22 protein-coding genes and 2 tRNA genes are annotated in these 17976 nt (G+C 41.5%); 15 read left to right on the forward strand and 9 right to left on the reverse strand.

Features of this window, described 5'->3' with window-relative positions:
• Nucleotides 1-116: 116 nt before the first annotated feature.
• From INR79_RS09075 to INR79_RS09125, 11 genes are all read left to right on the forward strand, one after another.
• Nucleotides 117-602 (forward strand): hypothetical protein, encoded by a 486-nt coding sequence (locus INR79_RS09075; protein ID WP_223093726.1) that lies wholly within the window; start codon nt 117-119, stop codon nt 600-602.
• Complete coding sequence (locus INR79_RS09080; RefSeq protein WP_223093728.1) at nt 602-1021, forward strand: hypothetical protein; 420 nt, start codon at nt 602-604, stop codon at nt 1019-1021. The genes INR79_RS09075 and INR79_RS09080 overlap by 1 nt, the downstream gene beginning before the upstream one ends.
• Nucleotides 1022-1246: 225 nt before the next feature.
• Nucleotides 1247-1630, forward strand: a complete 384-nt coding sequence (locus tag INR79_RS09085; protein WP_069492136.1) for a hypothetical protein — start codon at nt 1247-1249, stop codon at nt 1628-1630.
• Nucleotides 1631-1638: 8 nt separating this feature from the next.
• Nucleotides 1639-2088: a hypothetical protein gene (locus INR79_RS09090; protein WP_223093730.1), complete on the forward strand. Its 450-nt coding sequence runs from the start codon at nt 1639-1641 to the stop codon at nt 2086-2088.
• A gap of 172 nt (nt 2089-2260) precedes the next feature.
• On the forward strand, nt 2261-3082 hold the full coding sequence (locus INR79_RS09095) for a hypothetical protein (protein WP_223093732.1): 822 nt from the start codon (nt 2261-2263) through the stop codon (nt 3080-3082).
• Between the two features lie 407 nt (nt 3083-3489).
• Nucleotides 3490-3789, forward strand: coding sequence for a hypothetical protein (locus INR79_RS09100; RefSeq protein ID WP_223093734.1), 300 nt, complete (start codon nt 3490-3492; stop codon nt 3787-3789).
• Between the two features lie 381 nt (nt 3790-4170).
• A complete protein-coding gene (locus INR79_RS09105; protein ID WP_223093735.1) occupies nt 4171-4620 on the forward strand; it encodes a hypothetical protein in 450 nt (149 codons plus the stop codon).
• A 213-nt stretch (nt 4621-4833) separates the two neighbouring features.
• Nucleotides 4834-5337, forward strand: coding sequence for a hypothetical protein (locus INR79_RS09110; protein ID WP_223093737.1), 504 nt, complete (start codon nt 4834-4836; stop codon nt 5335-5337).
• A gap of 136 nt (nt 5338-5473) precedes the next feature.
• Complete coding sequence (locus INR79_RS09115; RefSeq protein ID WP_223093739.1) at nt 5474-6019, forward strand: hypothetical protein; 546 nt, start codon at nt 5474-5476, stop codon at nt 6017-6019.
• 145 nt (nt 6020-6164) lie between these two features.
• Nucleotides 6165-6497, forward strand: a complete 333-nt coding sequence (locus INR79_RS09120; RefSeq protein ID WP_223093741.1) for a hypothetical protein — start codon at nt 6165-6167, stop codon at nt 6495-6497.
• A 229-nt stretch (nt 6498-6726) separates the two neighbouring features.
• Nucleotides 6727-7092 carry a hypothetical protein gene (locus tag INR79_RS09125; RefSeq protein WP_223093743.1) on the forward strand — a complete coding sequence of 122 codons (366 nt, stop codon included), beginning with the start codon at nt 6727-6729 and terminating at the stop codon, nt 7090-7092.
• A gap of 317 nt (nt 7093-7409) precedes the next feature.
• On the opposite strand, the gene INR79_RS09130 is transcribed toward INR79_RS09125, so the two are convergent.
• From INR79_RS09130 to INR79_RS09150, 5 genes are all read right to left on the reverse strand, one after another.
• The gene (locus tag INR79_RS09130) at nt 7410-7622 is read right to left on the reverse strand and encodes a hypothetical protein (RefSeq protein ID WP_223093745.1); all 213 of its coding nucleotides are present in this window, start codon (nt 7620-7622) and stop codon (nt 7410-7412) included.
• 328 nt (nt 7623-7950) lie between these two features.
• Nucleotides 7951-8529, reverse strand: coding sequence for an imm11 family protein (locus INR79_RS09135; RefSeq protein WP_223093747.1), 579 nt, complete (start codon nt 8527-8529; stop codon nt 7951-7953).
• Between the two features lie 83 nt (nt 8530-8612).
• Complete coding sequence (locus tag INR79_RS09140) at nt 8613-9185, reverse strand: hypothetical protein (RefSeq protein WP_022611193.1); 573 nt, start codon at nt 9183-9185, stop codon at nt 8613-8615.
• Nucleotides 9186-9564: 379 nt separating this feature from the next.
• Nucleotides 9565-9641: transfer RNA gene (locus INR79_RS09145), tRNA-Val, on the reverse strand.
• Nucleotides 9642-9667: 26 nt separating this feature from the next.
• Nucleotides 9668-9744, reverse strand: a tRNA-Val gene (locus INR79_RS09150).
• A 339-nt stretch (nt 9745-10083) separates the two neighbouring features.
• On the opposite strand from INR79_RS09150, the gene INR79_RS09155 reads away from it, so the two are divergent.
• Nucleotides 10084-10926, forward strand: a complete 843-nt coding sequence (locus tag INR79_RS09155; protein WP_022611191.1) for a DNA ligase — start codon at nt 10084-10086, stop codon at nt 10924-10926.
• Between the two features lie 34 nt (nt 10927-10960).
• Here INR79_RS09155 and INR79_RS09160 read toward each other — a convergent pair whose 3' ends face one another.
• Both INR79_RS09160 and INR79_RS09165 read right to left on the reverse strand, forming a co-directional pair.
• On the reverse strand, nt 10961-11968 hold the full coding sequence (locus INR79_RS09160; RefSeq protein WP_223093749.1) for a DUF3080 domain-containing protein: 1008 nt from the start codon (nt 11966-11968) through the stop codon (nt 10961-10963).
• A 102-nt stretch (nt 11969-12070) separates the two neighbouring features.
• Nucleotides 12071-13441 carry an MATE family efflux transporter gene (locus INR79_RS09165; RefSeq protein ID WP_223093751.1) on the reverse strand — a complete coding sequence of 457 codons (1371 nt, stop codon included), beginning with the start codon at nt 13439-13441 and terminating at the stop codon, nt 12071-12073.
• Nucleotides 13442-13531: 90 nt separating this feature from the next.
• Here INR79_RS09165 and INR79_RS09170 point away from each other — a divergent pair, with 90 nt between their 5' ends.
• Complete coding sequence (locus INR79_RS09170; RefSeq protein ID WP_022593345.1) at nt 13532-14143, forward strand: riboflavin synthase; 612 nt, start codon at nt 13532-13534, stop codon at nt 14141-14143.
• 106 nt (nt 14144-14249) lie between these two features.
• Here INR79_RS09170 and INR79_RS09175 read toward each other — a convergent pair whose 3' ends face one another.
• Nucleotides 14250-14453, reverse strand: coding sequence for a CPXCG motif-containing cysteine-rich protein (locus INR79_RS09175; RefSeq protein ID WP_004401225.1), 204 nt, complete (start codon nt 14451-14453; stop codon nt 14250-14252).
• 313 nt (nt 14454-14766) lie between these two features.
• Nucleotides 14767-15639: a fructosamine kinase family protein gene (locus INR79_RS09180; protein WP_223093753.1), complete on the reverse strand. Its 873-nt coding sequence runs from the start codon at nt 15637-15639 to the stop codon at nt 14767-14769.
• Nucleotides 15640-15899: 260 nt separating this feature from the next.
• Between INR79_RS09180 and INR79_RS09185 the strand changes: the two genes are divergently transcribed.
• Entirely contained in the window at nt 15900-16862 is a 963-nt protein-coding gene (locus INR79_RS09185) for a response regulator (protein ID WP_004401227.1), read from the forward strand.
• Entirely contained in the window at nt 16862-17818 is a 957-nt protein-coding gene (locus tag INR79_RS09190) for a diguanylate cyclase (RefSeq protein ID WP_223093755.1), read from the forward strand. Before INR79_RS09185 ends, INR79_RS09190 begins: the two co-directional genes overlap by 1 nt.
• Nucleotides 17819-17976: the final 158 nt, after the last annotated feature.

Genomic DNA, 17976 nt, shown 5'->3' on the forward strand with positions numbered 1-17976 from the left:
AATAAAGTCATCAATGTAATGCTTTTTATTCGGCGGTTCTGGGATGGAGCATAGTGCGCTTGGTTAGTTTGGTGTTGATACGCCTTATGCTAGGCGTTAAGTAAAAAGAGGATACAATGGAAATTACTTTATATCACGGTACGGATCCTAATATTGTAAGGGATTTACAAAACTGTAAGGTTGATGTCGATAAAGGTGGAGGTGAGTTTGGTAAAGGATTTTATTTAGGAAACAGTCGACGTCTAGCTAAGCGGCGAGCTTACCACAAGACTAAAGGCGTCTATGGGACTGCTAATGATGCAATGAACTATTTTAATAATACGTTGGAAGTAAAAATAAACATTCTCGACCTAGATAATTTTTATAAGAAAAAGACTCTGGATATAGAGCAAGGGCGAAGATTATTTAATAAATTGTCTGCTAAACCTAAAACTACAGGTTCCTATACTTTTTACCCAAATCATGATTATATAGTTGGTCCGGTTGTTGGTCGAAAGGGTAGATACGTATGTGTTACTCAATATAAGTTTGATTCGAAGTCATCAGAAAATGTTATGAATAAGCAATGCCAAAACGTAAATATTGAATCAAGGATAGTTTAATGTGTCAGTTAGTTTACTATATGGAAAGAGATCTAGAGGATAAAAAGTATAAACCTATCTCTCAGTTATCTAATAATATAGACGAATATATTCTTGGGGAGTTATTTTTAGTTTCTAATTCAGAGGATCTGCCTAAAAAAGTCAAAGTAAAAACAATATGCGGTGAAAGAATAGTCTATGATGAACTAATACACGTGTCGGACAAAAATTTATATTCAGAATTTAAACTTGAATTTTCAGAATCTGGTTTAGCGGTAAAAGATGAAGTTATAATTCGTGCCTACAAGTTGAATCATGGAGAGAGTGACTTTCCTCATGCTTGGATTTTGTTTGAAGTGATCAATACGGTTAAAATATTAGATACTTTAGAAGATAATAATAATTATAACCTGTTAGGCGAGTCAGAAATTGTTGCTTAACAATCCGCTGAAGATTGATTCACAATGCATGGCATTTTTACAATGTGTTGCTTTGAGTGATTAAGGTGGCTTACAGAAACAGCATGGGTGCGTTCTTGGCTACTTAATTAAGCGTTAGCACTCACTCCACATGGTGAGAAGTTTGATTCTAGTTATTTGGAATTTTGATGTGTTATAATTATCTGATTTTTAAGCATTATAAATAATCCCATAAGGTTAGGTATCTTGAAAACGGATCAAGAATTAAAAGAAGCTGGTTTCACACAGTCGGGGATTCAGCGATATCAGTCAACAGTAAGCGATTTTGCTACTGTTCTTTATAAAAAGTCACTTAATTTTGGTGATGCGGCGAAAGCTGATGATATGCCCAGAGAGGTAACGCATGATCATGTAAGGTCTTCGGCAAATGTAATTAGCCATACATTCGGCGCAGAGAAAACTTCTAAATGGTGGATTGTATGTCAAGTTTCAGAATATGCTCTGACAGCACTTTCTGCATATGCCGCTGCCAACTTGTCTAAAAACTGGGGAACTCCCGTTTTTGTCGTTGCAGTTGTCTTGGCTGGAGTTCTAGTTGCAACCCGTATTTCCAATACAAAGTCGAAGTAGAGTAAAAAATGAAAGTTATATATACAGAATCTGGCTCTCAAGCACTAGAAAATTATCAGTCATTGCGTAAACGTGAACTTGAAGAGTTTCTTCAAAAAGAAAAGTATGTATTTGGTGACGAATTTGTCGAAATTACCGCAACCGACATCAAGAATGCGGAAAAAGAAATTACCTACGTTAAATCAAGTAGAAGATCTTCTTTACCTATGACAGCAACTTTACTGAAAGTGTATATGTTTCTTGGGCTGGTCATGGTCACTTATGGAGTGTTTTATGATCAAATCATGGAGTTTATTCATGGTGGTGCGACTGAGCAAATGGCGTTCATTTTTGGTGGTGTTGCCTTAAGTCTTATTTCTGGTCTTGCGCACTATTATATCAAAATGCGAGATGAGCGACGGGCTACGCAAAAAGCTCTTGAAATCAAAGCTAAGAAATTTGAAATCTCTGAAGACTGAGTGCTAACAATCTGCTTAAGAGTGATTTGCAATGCTTGGCATTTTCACTATTCGGTGGTTTTAGTGTTTAGAATGGCATGCAGAATCTTTGGTATTGCGTTATTCAAACCTTAATTAGGCATTAGCCTTTTAAGTAGAAAATTTGCACATGTTAAACAAAAGGACGTCTACTATGTTTCTCCCAATGAAAAACCCTTATAATTTTTTCCAAGGAAACAAAGGCTCGGTAATTACATTATTGGCAATCAGAGAACGTGGTCCGATATTGTTCACTGAATTAGAACAACTGATATTTGGTGAAAACCGTCCTAAAGATAGCTGGTCCCGCTTCTTAGGTCATTTACTTCTAAAAGTAAGAGACCTAGTCGAATCAGGTTTAGTGGACGTCAAGGGTATTGATAGTAATATTTTTGTCTCCGTTTCTCCTGTCGAGCTTCTGCATGAACTTGGAAAAATCTCATTAACAGCTTCTCAAAGCTTACACGCAATTCAAACGATATTGGACGTAAGTCTGACAGAAGAGGTCGCTAGACCCGATTACTCTATTAGAGTCGCTCCAATTTTTGGAAAGCCAATTGAAAAGGAAGCCCACCCATGGTCAGACATATTTGTAATGATGCCTTTTCTCGATGAAATGGAGCCAGTCTACACGGATCATATTTTGCCTATCGCTTCAAAATTGAAAATTTCATGTAGTCGTGGAGACGATTTTTTTTCAAGTAATTCAATAATGCAAGAAGTTTGGTCCGCAATATATTATTGTAAAATTGGTATTGCAGATTGTACGGGGAGAAATCCCAATGTTTTCTATGAAATTGGAATGGCACACTCACTCGGGAAAAGATGTATCTTGCTTGCACAATCCATAGATGACATCCCATTCGATTTGCGGCACCTTCGCACAATTATATACGAGTATACACCAAGAGGAATGAAAATGCTTGAAAAGATACTTAGATCTACTTTACAGGCTGAACTACAAATCAAAGGCTAACGAGCTGTTAAACCAGAACAAAATATAATTGGCTTTGCTCCTTCGCCGCTTATTCTAGCCAACAATATTATTGCCTGTTAACAGGGCTTTATAGCTCATTTGTTTTCTAGTGCTTTCGGTTTTGCATTCGTTGGTAGTTCAGCGCTTTCTTTGGGTAGCGAAATCTCAACCAATTGCTTAGCTTTAGGTCTCGAGGCGCTTTCAGTTCATCGCGAACGTTTGGCATCTTGGTGAGGCAGTCAAGCCGCTTTGAGTTAGGTGTGTGGGCATAACAAGAAATTCAAGCAGACCAAAAATACAAGGCAGTTTTAGCTTGCATTGGGTTATGTGACTATGATGGTTTGCAGAAACACTATTTGAGCCTTTTTGGGCTGCTTAATTTGGCTTTATCAATACAAGGAGGTTTCATGGCAAAATTTGATTTCACTACGCTTTATAGTCAAGTTCCGGTAGCTATTGAAGCTATGGCTTCTGAATTCAATTCGCACGAATTAATATTAGAAATAGCTCAAAATAACCAAAAGGAATATATAGAAGCCCTAGCTGCCTATAGTGACAGCGAGCACCCATTTATGCACGTTCACAAGCAGCTATCTACATATCTGCGTAAATTTGAAAATGACAAACTGAAATGTTTAGGACACAGGCTAAGTCGGGATATTTTCGGCAAACCTAATACATGCCTTGCGTGGAAAAAGTATCCGTAATACATATAAGCCTTCCGCCTGTTAATAGGCAATAACATTCTCTTGGCTGCGATAGCAGCCAATCCTTCTCACACAACATAGCTATCCACTTCGTTTTGTCATTTCGTTCATGAATACACGCCGCCACACGCTACTAACTATATGCGTTTAGGTGGGTATTTGCTTAAGTAGTCAGCAGTTTAGGGCAGATATCGAATTTGCGGAGAATGATTTTCGCGTTGGAGTCAACGACGTGGATGCTAAAGTGATTTTTCGCCAAGTCTATACCGCCAAATTAAGAACAATTAGACATGGTGCCTCCAGAGTTAATCAGTACCACATCAGTGTGGCAGATTCTAGGAGAAGGGGAGTCATGTCATTAGTTATTTACAAGGAGTAAACATGGCGTTAGAGCGTGTTTACGCGCTATGCGGAACTTCAAACGCTGGTAAAACATCGTGTTTGAATGCACTTATAGAAATTCTGACAAAGAAAGCTGAAAAAACCATCCCAATAAAAGATGCTGATGAGGATGAGGATGATCGTATAGCTATTTTCCTCATCAATGGTAAGTATGTTGGGGTTTCTACTCAAGGAGATGTAGTCAAACAAGTACAGGATAACCTCAACGCTATTGAGTCGGCTATTGAGTCGCAGTGCAATATCATATTCTGTGCGACAAGGACTCGCGGAGGAAAATGTACGCATGTAATCGATCGCTTTGGTGAAAAACTAACTTGGATTGAATGCATGGGTATATACAATCATAAAGCTTATGCTTTTGATAATAGCGCCTTTATAAAGGCAAAAACAGAGTCGTTAGCAAATTTGATGTTTAGTCTAGTCGGGTGAATGGTACAAAACAAATTGCTATAGAGTGACGGCTAACCTTTGGTATTTTTAGTTCGGTTGGCTTTAGTGGTTACGGTAGCTTTACTTAGGTTTCGTGTGGTTAGCCGCACCTTTGCAAGGTGTTAGCTTACAGCACACTTATTAATCTCCTATACGATACAAAGGAGTATTGATTATACTACGGACACAATATTCAAATCTAAGGTCATCTGAATGAAAAAACTGCTATTTACTTTGCTTTCTATCACGTCGAGCCTAACAACCTTTGCCGCTGAGGTCATTCACAAAGACTGGGTTATTAATACGGATGGTGATGACTACTATTACGCAGCAACTATCAATAGTAGCGATCATATTTTTGGGAAATATTGTTATTTTAAAGACCAGCAGTGCTTATTCTTAATTGGCGTTGATATTGTTTGTACTACAGGTAATCAATATCCAGTGTTAATCAATGCTGAATCTGGCTCTCTAAATCTTAATCTTGTTTGTGGAGATAGGGTCGGTGACCAGAATGTGTTGGTTTTTGATAACTTTGACAAGATTGAGAAGACTGCTAAAGAAAGTAAGCAATTAGGGATTGCCATCCCGATGGAGAGTGGTCACTTTAAAGTTTCTCGCTTTAGCCTTTCAGGCTCCACATATAGTTTAGACACTATGACAGAAGAAGCTGAGAAGCGGGTATCATTATCCAATGTAGATAGTGAACTTCTGTAAACTAACAAATTTCTCAAGAGCAACAGCTAACCTTTGGCATTTTTGGTTTGGTTGATTTTAGTGATTACATTAGCTTTGCTTCGGTTTCGTGGCTGTTAGCTGCACCTTGTTAAGGCGTTAGATTATAGAGGTCACAATGACAACGGACAGAATTCTGAGTATATCTTCAGTGGTTATTGCCCTGACTGCGGTTTGTGTTTCAATTTGGCAAGGTGTTGTTGCAAGAGAGCACAATCGATTATCAGTTAAACCGTTTATTACTTCATCTCCTCGCGTTCCTGGAATTGGTGGCGAAAATGGGGTTTTCATATCAAACGCTGGTGTAGGTCCAGCGTTTATTAAAAAGGTGTATATTAAGGCGAACGGCAACGAATTTGACATGACAGTTAATAATTGGCCAGCAATTTACGCACACCTTGATCTAAAAAGTTCATGTTATGTTGAACGCTGGTTTAAAGAGGGTGTATCGCTGAAGGCAGGGTATGAGATAAAGATTATTGGTCCTACAACAAGTCCTCTGGATGCTAGTTGCCCAATAGAGTTTCTGAAGCTTATCTCATCCCCAGAGTTGACCATTAGCTTGGAATACGAGTCAATATATGGTGAAGAGTTCAAATATTCGCAACGAATAGGTCTTGATGCTCAAGAAGCAGCTAGGTTTAAGCATGAGGTGGGTTATTAATCCATACAAGCGCTTCAAGTCGACAGCCAACGCGTGGCATTTTGGGTTTGCGGTGAATTTAGTGTTTAAGGCGTAATGCAGCGGCTTGGTTTGTTCGTTGTCTGCGGTTTTAGATGGCGTTAACACTATTTAGGATGAAGTTAATATGGAAGCCAAAGTATTCTACAGCTGTCATTCATCGGACGACCATATTCCGAGTTCAAACCCGATTGTTATCGATAAATATACTGCGGTCAGCGTTGCATTACAGATATTAAGAGAACCGGACGATTTTATAGGCTTTATAGATTCGAATGAGAGGGTTCTCCAAGTACGTTTTGAAGAATCTGAGCAGTTATGGGTGGAGCACCCGTCCCCAAAACATGGTGGCTCTTTTGGCAAATTCATACCTTACTCAGAACTGGAGGCTCTAGTAATTAATCTTCCAGAAAAACTGCATAAGATGTGTTTGCCAGGTCTGGTGTTCCAGTCGTGGTAATTGTTAGCAAAAACCTCAACTCGATAGCCAACGTGTGGCAGTTTTGGTTTGCGTTGAATGTTGTTTTTTAAGCTGCAATGCGGCGACTTGGTTCGTGAGTAATTCAGGCAAGAAATTGCCTGTATGTGAAATGCTGCATAAGTCTTAAAGACTAGCCTAGATATATACTTCCCTAATGTTACGATTTAGCCTCAACGAGCACGTATCTATTGCTATAACAGGAGGCAGCTTGAATATAAGAGTTATCGTACTTCTTGCCATATTGGCTGGTGGCTCAGCATTTATGAATGCTTATAGCACTGTCGGTGATACAGTGGAACAAGCCATTGCTTTTGTCACTCCTCTTCTTGCCTACATAGCCATTATTGCTTTGGTTGGAATTTATCAAAAAGTGAAGATATTCAGTGATAAGTTCATTTCGTACTTCTCTGTCCTCTTTATTCTTTTTACAATCCTCGAGAATGTCTATCCGATGTATCTATATCGTGATCAGACGTTGCCCAATGATTATCTAGTGCTGTTCTTTTTACAATTACTCCTAAACATTTACATCGTGAAGGTGATTCGCAGTGAACAAAACTCTCAGTCAGCTTAGTCCGGCTTCGCCTTTATTGTCAGTTTTACTGAAAATGAAAGGACAAATAGACAATAAAGTTAATGCAAACGACATTTATAGAGACCTATACCCTGTATTAGAAGAGTTACTGATGAAAGGGTACAGGTTTGAGTCAGCAGAAATTCAAGGGCTTGTTTCTATTCTTAGTGAATTGCCGGCATGGGGAGCGAGGAGAATACATTTTCGGAAAGCCTATTTGAAAGACATATATACACTTAAGAAGCTTCCAAGAGATCCTAGAAACATCCCTTCAGGGCTATGGCACTGAGACTGAGTAGTTTTTTGGGAACACTTGCTCAATACGGGTATCTCAATATCCCGATGAGTTTGCCAACAGGGCGAGAATACTGAGTTTCCCACCCCAGATATTCTCGTCCGTCACTGTCCTTGTACAACCCAAACTCTCCGCTAGGGGGGAATTCCCCAGAGTCAACCACGACCAGATCACCAACCTTTAATGCCAAATCGTTGGGTTCAACATTTCTGATTCTCTTTGATATGTAGCGCATAGCGAAACCTCTCATCCTTGATTTGATCAATGGTCACGTCCATGTGCGGGTCAAAAGAAAAAAGTAATGCAATACGAAACATCAAGTTAGGCAGTTAAAGGCTAAGAGCAAGCTTAGGTTACGCGTGCTGATTTTGAGAAAAATGAATACTTAGCTGAGACTCTGTTCTATCTACGTGATTTCTTTGCTTGATATTCTAACTAGACGGATTTCTTGCTTTTGGATTTGTTCCTTATACATAAAACTGTATATAAAAACAGTATTCATTTAAGTGAGTAATGTCACTTTTTGTGGATGTGTTTAAAAAGATAACAAGCAAAGTAAGGTTTTACTCAGAATCGACTTCGGTGAAGTTAACGCCAGATAAGTTATTAGAGGTCACTATATCGAAAAAACCGCCCGGCTGGTCAGTGCAAAAAGTGCGTAAGCCTGCTCCGTGGACTCTGAAAATCCCACCGTCCGAAATCGACTCTTTGGCTAGGACCAACTTCTTGAAAGGACGCACGCGACTTGGCTTACCGTTACGAAGGTTCACGACGGTTTTTTCTTTATCAATGGCATCAATAGTTTTAGTGATGTTCAATGTTAACCAGCGCTCCCCATTAAGATTTAACGGCAAGAACTCGCTGCATGTTTTCAATCCATCAAACTTTTTCATTGTCTCTTCTGAGGCGGCGAGGGCAGTGGCTCCCCAAGCGACAATGTCGGGCTTAGGTAACGTGGGTTCACCGTCAACTTCTAGCCAACCAACATCAATAGAATGCCAGTCAGAAGCTAAAGACTCTCCATTCAAATCTGGAAAATTATGAGTGGTTGCCTGAAGTGACATTTCCAGGTTACTTTCCTGAAGAATGGCAAACTCATTGGCGTTAACAGTGACAATGAAAACTCGGTTGAATGTTGTCATAATGAACCCTTAAAACTGCTTTTCAAAACTTTAGGTATGAAACTCGAAAAGCTCAGATATGACTTACTTCAAGGTATAAAGTCTTAAAACACCGCCAATAGGTTGGGTTCAAAGCGCAGCCCCTTAAATTTATGACTTTCGCACATCGACTTAAACTCATCGGTTACAAACAAAGTTGGACCCACTAATCTGGATTTAAATACCAGTTTTTCGGAAACATCATCCTGGTCAAATGCCAAGGTATCATACCCATCCTCGATACCATTGAGATATCTTTTGGCACACAACTCCAAATCCTCTTTGCCAAACTGCAGACAGTTAAATATGTACATTGGTTCTTCATCCACTCGAATTGGCAGTAATTCTCCTTTCGATTCAAGATAGGGGGATAGAGTTTTGGCCGCTTCTGAACTTAAAACGAGATAGGTTCTAAGCCAGACAAAGATGTCCGGAATGCTAGTGTTATCACCTAACACTTCTTTACTGGAGCACGATACATTATCACTCCAATACGGTTGCAAGCTGATATTTGATGCTGGCTGTTTACGCAATTCATTAAAGTTAACGCCATTTAGCATAGACGCTAAGGAAATAACGTTGAGGCTAATAGTTCTGAAGTCTTCAGGAAGCTCCATCAATTGGTATATTGCAGTCACTATTTACTTATCCATTGCGTATCTTTAGCAGTTAGAATTTGAGTTGGATAGCGGACAACTATACACAATCTGTGGATGTGAAAAAATTTGTAGACATAATTATGACACCTCAAGAGTTCTCAATCGCAGCGAGTTAAAAGCTATCAAGCCCTCAATTCCGAACTTCTAATAACTCTGAATAAATCGCGAAAATCTAACTACTGTATTTTACCACAAAATTACCACGAAATTACCACAGTGACAGCGTCACTATTTTTCGAGTATTCATTCGCTTGAATGTTAATTCAATACATAGATGATGAGATTAATGACGGAAGGCAGGTTGAGGTTTCTTCTAAACGTAAAAAAGCCTGCTATAAAAGCAGGCTTTTCAGTAATTTGGTGGGTCCGGGCGAACTCGAATCGCCGACCCCTACCATGTCAAGGTAGTACTCTAACCAACTGAGCTACGGACCCAAAATACATATTCATTCAACAAGGAATGGTGCGTCCGAGTGAACTCGAATCACCGACCCCCACCATGTCAAGGTGGTGCTCTAACCAACTGAGCTACGGACGCATTCCCTTGGAACGAGGAGGATATTAACCACTGCGGGCGAGGGGTGCAAGTGGAAATTTGAGGTTTTTGAACTGGTTGGCGTCTTTGTGATCACCTTGGTTATAAATTCGACCAAATTAGTCTCTGAGTTTCTAAACAATGGATGTTTGAGGCTTTTAACCAGATAAATTGAAAAAGTGACAACCGTCTGATCGCGTTGTAATCATTTCAAAGAGTTAAGTAAATAGGTGAGAATAGATCGCATTTGATCAACTGATAATTCGCTCCGGGATTCGGATTCCGATAAATATAAATGACATTATTCAATCTAATGTCGTACCCAAAGGACTAGGGAAAGGAATGAAGAAAAGGATTTTAGCGTGCGTGATTATCGCTGCGCTGAGCGGAACGTCAGCAATTGCAGAACGACCTACCGAGCACTCACTGCTCCTGGCGAACGAATACAAATCGGAAGTCAATCTTGATGAATACTGGGTTTCGGAGAAACTCGACGGAATACGCGTGGTTTGGGATGGTGAAACACTTTACAGCCGCAAAGGTACAAAGATTCATGCTCCTGTTTGGTTTATTGAAAACCTGCCTCCCGTCATGATGGAGGGTGAACTTTGGGCTGGTCGAGGTAAATTTCACGTTGTTCAACAAACTGTGATGGACAAAACGCCATCTGATCGTGCGTGGCAGGACATTCAGTTCATGGTTTTTGACCTTCCACATTCTGCTGGTGATTACGCCAAACGCTATTACGACATTCAAAACTGGGTTCAGGTGATCAACCAACATCATGTTCGCTATGTCGAACACCATCCTGCAGGTAATCATTCTCAGCTAATGCACATGCTCGACACCATTGACGGTAATTACGGCGAGGGTGTGATGCTGCGTAAAGTGAACCAAAGATATCGACCAGGTCGTTCTGATGACCTACTCAAACTTAAAAAGTATCAGGATGCAGAAGCCACAATCATCGGATACAAACCGGGTGAGGGTAAGTACCACGGAATGCTTGGTTCTTACTTTGTAAGATGTGCTGACGGTAAGGAATTTTATATTGGCAGTGGGTTAAAAGATTCGATGAGGAAAGACCCATTACCAGTGGGAGCTCGAATCACTTATCGCTTTAATGGTAAAACGTCGACAGGAAAGCCCAGATTCGCGAGATTTGTAAGGGAAAGAATAGAGTAAGCTGTGAGTTAGCACATCTGAGTTTATGATGATTCTAACGCCCGGGCTTTACACCACACCGGGCGAATAGGTTTTGCCAGTATTTAACGTGTTCAAGAGTCGCAATTTTAAACTCTCTATGGCTCTGTTCAATGTTAAAAAACGTTCCATGCTGCTCGGTTATTTCCTCTAATAAGAAGTTAATGTCCTCGCCAATTTTCACGTATGCGGAATCCAACTGTGCCAGATAAGGCTGCACTTGCTCGATATATTGAGACTGGAAAACGTTTCTAAGATATTTGAACTGCGTACTGTTGATGTTTGCCCCACATCGGATGTTACCGTCGTATTTTTTAAGCTGACTTGTCAGGGTTTCGAGCCAAAGCGTACTGTTATCCAGACTGTATTTAAGATTCCCAATTACAGGGATTGTTTCAATGGCCTCCTGTGACGGTGTAACACTATTCGATGCAGATGTGTCGTGTCCCCTAATGGACTGAGATATCTTGATGAACGGGTCCAAAGCGAGCTTTACTTCTGTTACCGAAGACATCGAATCTTCAGGCAACCAGTCTTTCCCGGTTAGTTGAGCCCGCCAGGCACTACTCTGAGTAAACACATGTTGGAAATGAAGAGGGTACTGCCTGACTTTCTGTTGGTATGCCTTAGTAAGTTTGGATTTCACTTCTTCAGAAATTTCTGGGTGCGAAAGGCATTCACTGGCTTTGGAAACAAATTGAGTTTCGTAATCCAGCTGACGAAACTCATCCTGAACCTTTCCAAGAGATGAGTTGCGCTCTGCAATCAACTCAAACAAACCACAATTACGCAATTCATACGATTCAAGCAGACCAAGTGACAGACGTGGAATGGTCAATTGAAGCACTTTCTTATCTGGCAATGAAGTAAATCGCTTTTCCGGGGCGTCCATTTCAGGGGCATCCTGAACACGTGCGACTCGTTCCAGATAGTCTTGATACATGTTGGTGACAGGATCAGAGCATCCTGTCAGAAAGAAGATAGAGGCGAAAAAAGTGATTCGTAGCAACGCATTACATTCCATTGTTTTTTCTAATTCTACGCCACTGAGACTGAAATGTATCAACCAAATAGAATAAAGCCCGGAAAACCGGGCTATAACAAAAATCGAACGTTTACGCTGACATTATCGCGCGGAGAATTCGAGCTGGGTGTCATCTGGCTGCTTGTGCATCCAGTGAAGCCTCATACCAAGCATAAAGGCTGCGGAAGACAAACCCACTATGAAGCCAATCCAGAAGCCAGTCGCACCCATTGGGGCGACTACCCAGTCTGTCATGCCTAGCACGTAACCAACGGGCAAACCTAATATCCAATACGCTATAAAAGTACGGTTAAAGATGGCTTTCATGTCTTTGTATCCACGTAACGCACCAGCTGCAATCACCTGAATTGAGTCGGTACATTGATAAATCGCGGCAAACACTAACAAAGTACTTGCGGTGACTACCACTTCCTTGTTGTCTGTGTACAACAGGGCAATCTGTTCGCGGAATAGCACGGTAAGCAGAGCAGTGATGCACGCCGTTGCCAGACCAACAAAAATGCCGACATGCGAAGAGATTCTTGCGCCTTCAGTACTGTTTTCCCCCAATTTATGACCGACACGAATACTTACTGCTGCGCCGATACTCATTGGAAGCATGAATACAAGGGAAGAGAAGTTGATCGCCACCTGATGGGAAGCAACGATCGTTGGGCCTAAAGGCGCTATGAGTAACGCGACAACCGCAAACAACGTTACTTCAAAAAATAGCGCGGCTGCGACAGGTACGCCGAGCTTAAATAGTCGTGTTTGTGCTTTCCATTGAGGCGCATGAAACTCATCAAACAACTTAATGTGTTGTAACTTTTTGGCTTTCGCGACGTAGAACAACATCATCAGGAACATAATCCAGTAGACGATGGTCGTTGCGACGCCACAGCCCACACCACCAAGGGCAGGAGCGCCAAGCTTTCCGTACACAAAAATCCAGTTAAGCGGAATGTTGAGAAGTAATCCCACAAAGCCAATCACCATCGCGGGCTTGGTCAGGGACATACCATCTGTCAGGCTTCGTAAAGTCTGAAACAGTAAGAAAGCAGGGACTGCCCACATCACAGCGAACATGTAGCCGTTGGCTTTTTCTGCCATAAGGTGTTCTACATCCATCCAGTCCAGGATCAACTGTGTCTGGAAAAGGACGCCAACGATAGGCACAGTAAGTAGCAAGGACATAAAGATGCCCTGATGAATTTCAAAAGGAATTTTTACCTGACGGTTAGAACCGTTAAGCTGGGCGACAACGGGCACTAATGCCATAAGTAAGCCGATGCCAAACAGAATAGAGGGCAGCCAAACACTGGTAGCAATAGCAACTGCTGCCATATCGGTAGGGCTAACACCACCTGCCATAACGGTGTCGACAAATCCCATTCCCGTCTGAGCAACAGACGCAATGAGTACTGGGGTAGCGAGCTTAACTAATTGAGAAGCTTCTTTTTTATAGCGGTGCACACAAAACTCCAACATAGCTTAGAGTGGCGAATGATACTGCTTTGATCGTAAGATACCAATAACTTTGATACATATATTGATAGGACAAGAATGTTTACCGGAATTGTGCAGGGTACAGCGAAGATTGTATCGATAGAGAGAAAACAGGAATTTCAAACTCACGTTCTAGAGCTGGAAGGAGAGCTAGGTTCAGACCTTAAAATTGGCGCATCGGTTGCGCACAATGGTTGCTGTTTAACGGTTACACATATCGATGGGAATCGTATTTCCTTCGATCTCATGCAGGCAACACTTAAGTTAACCAATTTGGGCGGCTGCGATGTTGGTGATTACGTTAACGTTGAACGAGCTGCAAAGTTTGGCGACGAAATCGGCGGGCATTCAATGTCTGGTCACATTTCCACTACGGCTACTATTTCGAAAATCGAAGAAAGTGAGAACAACAAAACCATCTGGTTTGAACTTGAAAACGACCATATGCGATATGTTTTGGAAAAAGGTTACATCGGGATAGACGGTTGTTCTCTGACGATAGGTTCGGTTGAGGATAATCAATTTTGTGTTCATCTGATTCCAGAAACTTTAACAAGGACTCTGTTCGGAAATCGCAAAATCGGTGAGCCTGTCAATATAGAGTTTGACCCACAAACACAAGCAATTGTCGATACAGTAGAGCGCGTGTTAAAAAATCGCAACGTCTAAACTAACTATTTGATTATATAAACAAAAGAAGAGCACCTTTAGTAAGGTGCTCTTTATTTTTATATCAATGTTATTGACTATGGAAAAGGCAAATTCAAGGCTCAATTCAGAATATTTGTTCGTCATCAGCGTCAATGAATAGCTGTACCTTATCATGCTGTTCGTCCACCAGCATATTCAAGTGAATCGCATGGCAACAAGCAGGGCAGTCATCGTAGAATTCCTGGCTGCCATTTGATGAATCCAAGGTAATACGTATTGTATATCCGCAGTGAGGGCACTTTACGCTCTTTTCTGTGTAAGCTTTCATAACATCGGTCCTTACATCAATTAGAATCCCCTGTTGAATTCTTATTCATACTAGCTCTTCGTCTTACTATTCGAATTGAATTAAGTATGAAACATGAATAAGTGCAAAATTTCAGAGAAAAACGACCTAGATCACGTGTTGACGGTCAGAAAAATGCATCTGAGCCAATGAAAGAAGAAAAGAAAGATGTGAAGTCAGCGTAGAAACAGGCTGATTATTGCCTTATTTATATAAAATCAGATACGTAATATTTTGAAATATTAATTATGTAATTGGATGGATTTAATCCATCCAATAATTTGAGCTAATGTGGCTACGAAATTTCAGACAGTAAGCTATCTACGATAGTTTGCGCGTCATCCAGATAGTGACCACCAAACAAATTACAGTGATTCAGAATGTGATAAAGATTGTAGACGTCTCGCCGAGATGAGTAGCTTTCAGAAAGCGGTCTCAAACTTTCATAGCCTTGATAAAAGTCGATCATAAACCCGCCAAAAAGCTCTGTCATTGCTATATCACACTCGGCGTCTCCCCAATACGGCGCCGGATCGTACACCATAGGCCCTACTGGGGTATTCGCAACGTTGCCACTCCACAAATCACCATGTAGGAGTGAAGGGCGAGGGTGGTGGTGCGAAAGTCGGTCATAGACCGCTGAAACAATCAGGTCTGAATTGCCAAACTCCACGCCTTTTTCTTTCATTAGTTGAAGCTGCCAACCAATACGCTGCTCTGAAAAAAAACGCGCCCAGTTTTTGTGCCAGGAATTCGGCTGGAGTGTGGCTCCGATGTAGTTGTCGCTATCGAAGCCAAATTCTTTCTGGTCACCCCAGTTATGATGTTTTGCTAACTGAAGACCGAAGCGATAGCTAGCTTTTGCGCCTTCTAAAGGTTTGCAGGGTATGTAATTGAGGATCAGAAAGGCATGATCCTTACAATGCCCAACGTGAACCACCTCGGGTAAAAATAGCGAATCAGTTTGGGTAAGAGACTGTAACCCCTCAGCTTCAAGCTCGAAACGCGGCAGAAAGGAACGATCATTCGTTTTGACGAAATACCGCTGTTCGCCATCACTGATCATATAGCTTTGGCTGATATCACCACCGCTAATCCGAACTTTTTCTTTAATCTTGTATTCAAATACCAATACTTCAGAGAGTTGCTGAGAAATAGATTGCCACATATCCCATTCCTGCCGTCGGTTGGATTCTACACCCCAATATTAGCCCAATACTTTTTGTGGTTACTGTTAAATATGCCACATATGCCTAACTGACTCGTAAATAACACAAAGATCAAATGATCTGATCGAGATCTTCTTTTCAGGATCAGATGTGAAGCAAATCCGATTTTGGAAACAAAAACTAAACTAAAGCATAGTTTTGTAAAGTGTAACCATTATAGTGTGATGTTGATTCAGGAAAGTAATCCCAAGCGTTTTCTATGAAAGTACTAATTTGTGACGATTCAGCACTGGCTCGTAAGTCAGTAGCGCGTTGTATTGCTGATTCCGAGCATCAGAAGATTCTGTTCGCTGGGGATGGTCAGGAAGCACTAGACATACTCAAAGTGCAGAACATCGACGTTATGTTTCTGGATCTCACTATGCCTGTACTAGACGGGTACGAAGTCCTATCCGCAATGCCCGTCAGTGATTACCCGACTAAAGTGATCGTCGTTTCCGGCGACGTGCAGCAAGCCGCCAAAAAGCGATGTAAAGAACTTGGGGCTTACGAATTCATTGAAAAGCCTCTGAATCCGGAAACCGCGAGACCGCTTTTTCCCAGTATCGGCTTAACCTTTTGCCAGTCTTCTTCATCCACACCACTTCCAAAGCTGGATCCTATTACTCAGTTTAAAGAGTTGACCAATATCGCATTGGGGCGCGGGGCTGCCATCATCTCTGACCACTTGGGCGAGTTCATTCATATACCAATACCAAACGTCGGTCTGCTCAGCCCAGGCGAGTTGGCGATGACGCTTGAAGACGTTTTGCACCGTGAAGGCTCTGTGGCCGTCGCTCAGCGTTTTGTAGGTGGCGGTATTCACGGCGAAGCTCTGGTTTGTATGCGAGGCACCCAAATAGAAGAAATGGGGCAGAGCCTGGGCTACAAGGTTCAAGAGTCGTCATATAACGAAGTGGTTATCAATATTGCCAACTTGCTGGTGGCTTCTTACTTAGTGTCCCTTGGGGAACAGATGTGCACCCAGTTTGCGCTCCGCCAGCCAGCGGTCATCGACCACTTTCACCAAGAAATCAATTCCCTTAATGTCGGCGGTGTAGGGGAGCTCTTTACCGTCGAATACACTTACTTTGCTGAGTCCATTCATTTTGAATGTGAAGTGCTGTTCCTTATCGATTCTCGATCGGTCGGTAAGATAAAACGAATACTGGAGACGATGTAATGTCAGACCTGACTCTGGACATATCCGAATTTCACTGGGCATTACAGGTGATGGATAACATGGACGCCGGGTTAGTGGTACTCGACACCAATTACAAAGTCTGCACCTGGAACAGTTTCATGCAGTCATACAGCGGCATTACTGCAGACATCATCATGGGGCACAACCTGTTTGATTTGTTTCCTCAGCTTCCAAGCGAATGGTTAAAAGCCAAAATTGAAGCCTCGATCAAATTAAAGATGAGAGGCTTTTCAAGCTGGGAAGACAGACCTTATCTGTTCGAGTTTAATAACTTTTCCCCGGTATCAAATGGTTTGGCAGTGATGTACCAAAACGTAGTGATTACGCCACTAAGAGCACTGACCGGCGAAGTGACTCATGTCTGTCTAATGATTCACGATGTGTCAGACATTGCTAAGAAGAAACTCCACCTTAGAGAAACCAACCAAAAACTCAGCCACCTGAGCAGAACCGACGGCTTAACGGGTTTGTACAATCGTGCGCATTGGGAACAGTGCCTTAGCGATCAGTTTATCCAGTGCCAGACACTCAATACGCCAGCGTCTCTGGTGATCTTTGATATCGACCATTTTAAAAAGGTCAATGACACCTATGGTCACAGTTCAGGAGACGGCGTTATACGCCAAACGGCACATCTTCTGAAAAAAACCGCCAGACAAGCAGATTGTTGCGGTCGATACGGCGGCGAAGAATTCACCGTATTGCTCCCCAATACCAATTCAGAACAAGCACACTACTTTTCCGAAAGGCTCAGGCAGCGTATCGAAGAAACTGCCGTTTCTACCGAGCAGGGAGATATAAGCTTTACTATTAGCCTAGGAATTAGTGAGTTCCGCCCTGAAATGGAAACCTACCTAGCTTGGTTGGAATTTGCAGATAAAGCGTTATACAGCTCAAAACAAAATGGTCGAAACCAATCTACAATTCATGACTGAGTAAGCGAAAACTTGCCCGCTTACGTATTAACTTAAAAGCCCGTTCTTTCTACTTTACAGCTCAAAATGAGTTATTTATTAAGCAACTGACCTTTTGGATATATCAAATTGGTCAGATATGTCTTAAAATTTAGGTAGAAACAATAAAACACCAAACT

Source organism: Vibrio sp. SCSIO 43132 (assembly GCF_019904195.1).
Taxonomy (GTDB): Bacteria; Pseudomonadota; Gammaproteobacteria; order Enterobacterales; family Vibrionaceae; genus Vibrio; species Vibrio nigripulchritudo.

Bases quoted from the DNA above. Each gene is read 5' to 3' on its own strand.
- INR79_RS09190 (WP_223093755.1), top strand. From the start codon at position 16,862: ATGTCAGACCTGACTCTGGACATATCCGAATTTCACTGGGCATTACAG.
- INR79_RS09170 (WP_022593345.1), top strand. From the start codon at position 13,532: ATGTTTACCGGAATTGTGCAGGGTACAGCGAAGATTGTATCGATAGAG.
- INR79_RS09135 (WP_223093747.1), bottom strand. From the start codon at position 8,529: ATGACAACATTCAACCGAGTTTTCATTGTCACTGTTAACGCCAATGAG.
- INR79_RS09080 (WP_223093728.1), top strand. From the start codon at position 602: ATGTGTCAGTTAGTTTACTATATGGAAAGAGATCTAGAGGATAAAAAG.
- INR79_RS09110 (WP_223093737.1), top strand. From the start codon at position 4,834: ATGAAAAAACTGCTATTTACTTTGCTTTCTATCACGTCGAGCCTAACA.
- INR79_RS09090 (WP_223093730.1), top strand. From the start codon at position 1,639: ATGAAAGTTATATATACAGAATCTGGCTCTCAAGCACTAGAAAATTAT.
- INR79_RS09175 (WP_004401225.1), bottom strand. From the start codon at position 14,453: ATGAAAGCTTACACAGAAAAGAGCGTAAAGTGCCCTCACTGCGGATAT.
- INR79_RS09105 (WP_223093735.1), top strand. From the start codon at position 4,171: ATGGCGTTAGAGCGTGTTTACGCGCTATGCGGAACTTCAAACGCTGGT.
- INR79_RS09115 (WP_223093739.1), top strand. From the start codon at position 5,474: ATGACAACGGACAGAATTCTGAGTATATCTTCAGTGGTTATTGCCCTG.
- INR79_RS09075 (WP_223093726.1), top strand. From the start codon at position 117: ATGGAAATTACTTTATATCACGGTACGGATCCTAATATTGTAAGGGAT.
- INR79_RS09095 (WP_223093732.1), top strand. From the start codon at position 2,261: ATGTTTCTCCCAATGAAAAACCCTTATAATTTTTTCCAAGGAAACAAA.
- INR79_RS09155 (WP_022611191.1), top strand. From the start codon at position 10,084: ATGAAGAAAAGGATTTTAGCGTGCGTGATTATCGCTGCGCTGAGCGGA.
- INR79_RS09185 (WP_004401227.1), top strand. From the start codon at position 15,900: ATGAAAGTACTAATTTGTGACGATTCAGCACTGGCTCGTAAGTCAGTA.
- INR79_RS09120 (WP_223093741.1), top strand. From the start codon at position 6,165: ATGGAAGCCAAAGTATTCTACAGCTGTCATTCATCGGACGACCATATT.
- INR79_RS09130 (WP_223093745.1), bottom strand. From the start codon at position 7,622: ATGCGCTACATATCAAAGAGAATCAGAAATGTTGAACCCAACGATTTG.
- INR79_RS09180 (WP_223093753.1), bottom strand. From the start codon at position 15,639: ATGTGGCAATCTATTTCTCAGCAACTCTCTGAAGTATTGGTATTTGAA.
- INR79_RS09160 (WP_223093749.1), bottom strand. From the start codon at position 11,968: ATGGAATGTAATGCGTTGCTACGAATCACTTTTTTCGCCTCTATCTTC.
- INR79_RS09100 (WP_223093734.1), top strand. From the start codon at position 3,490: ATGGCAAAATTTGATTTCACTACGCTTTATAGTCAAGTTCCGGTAGCT.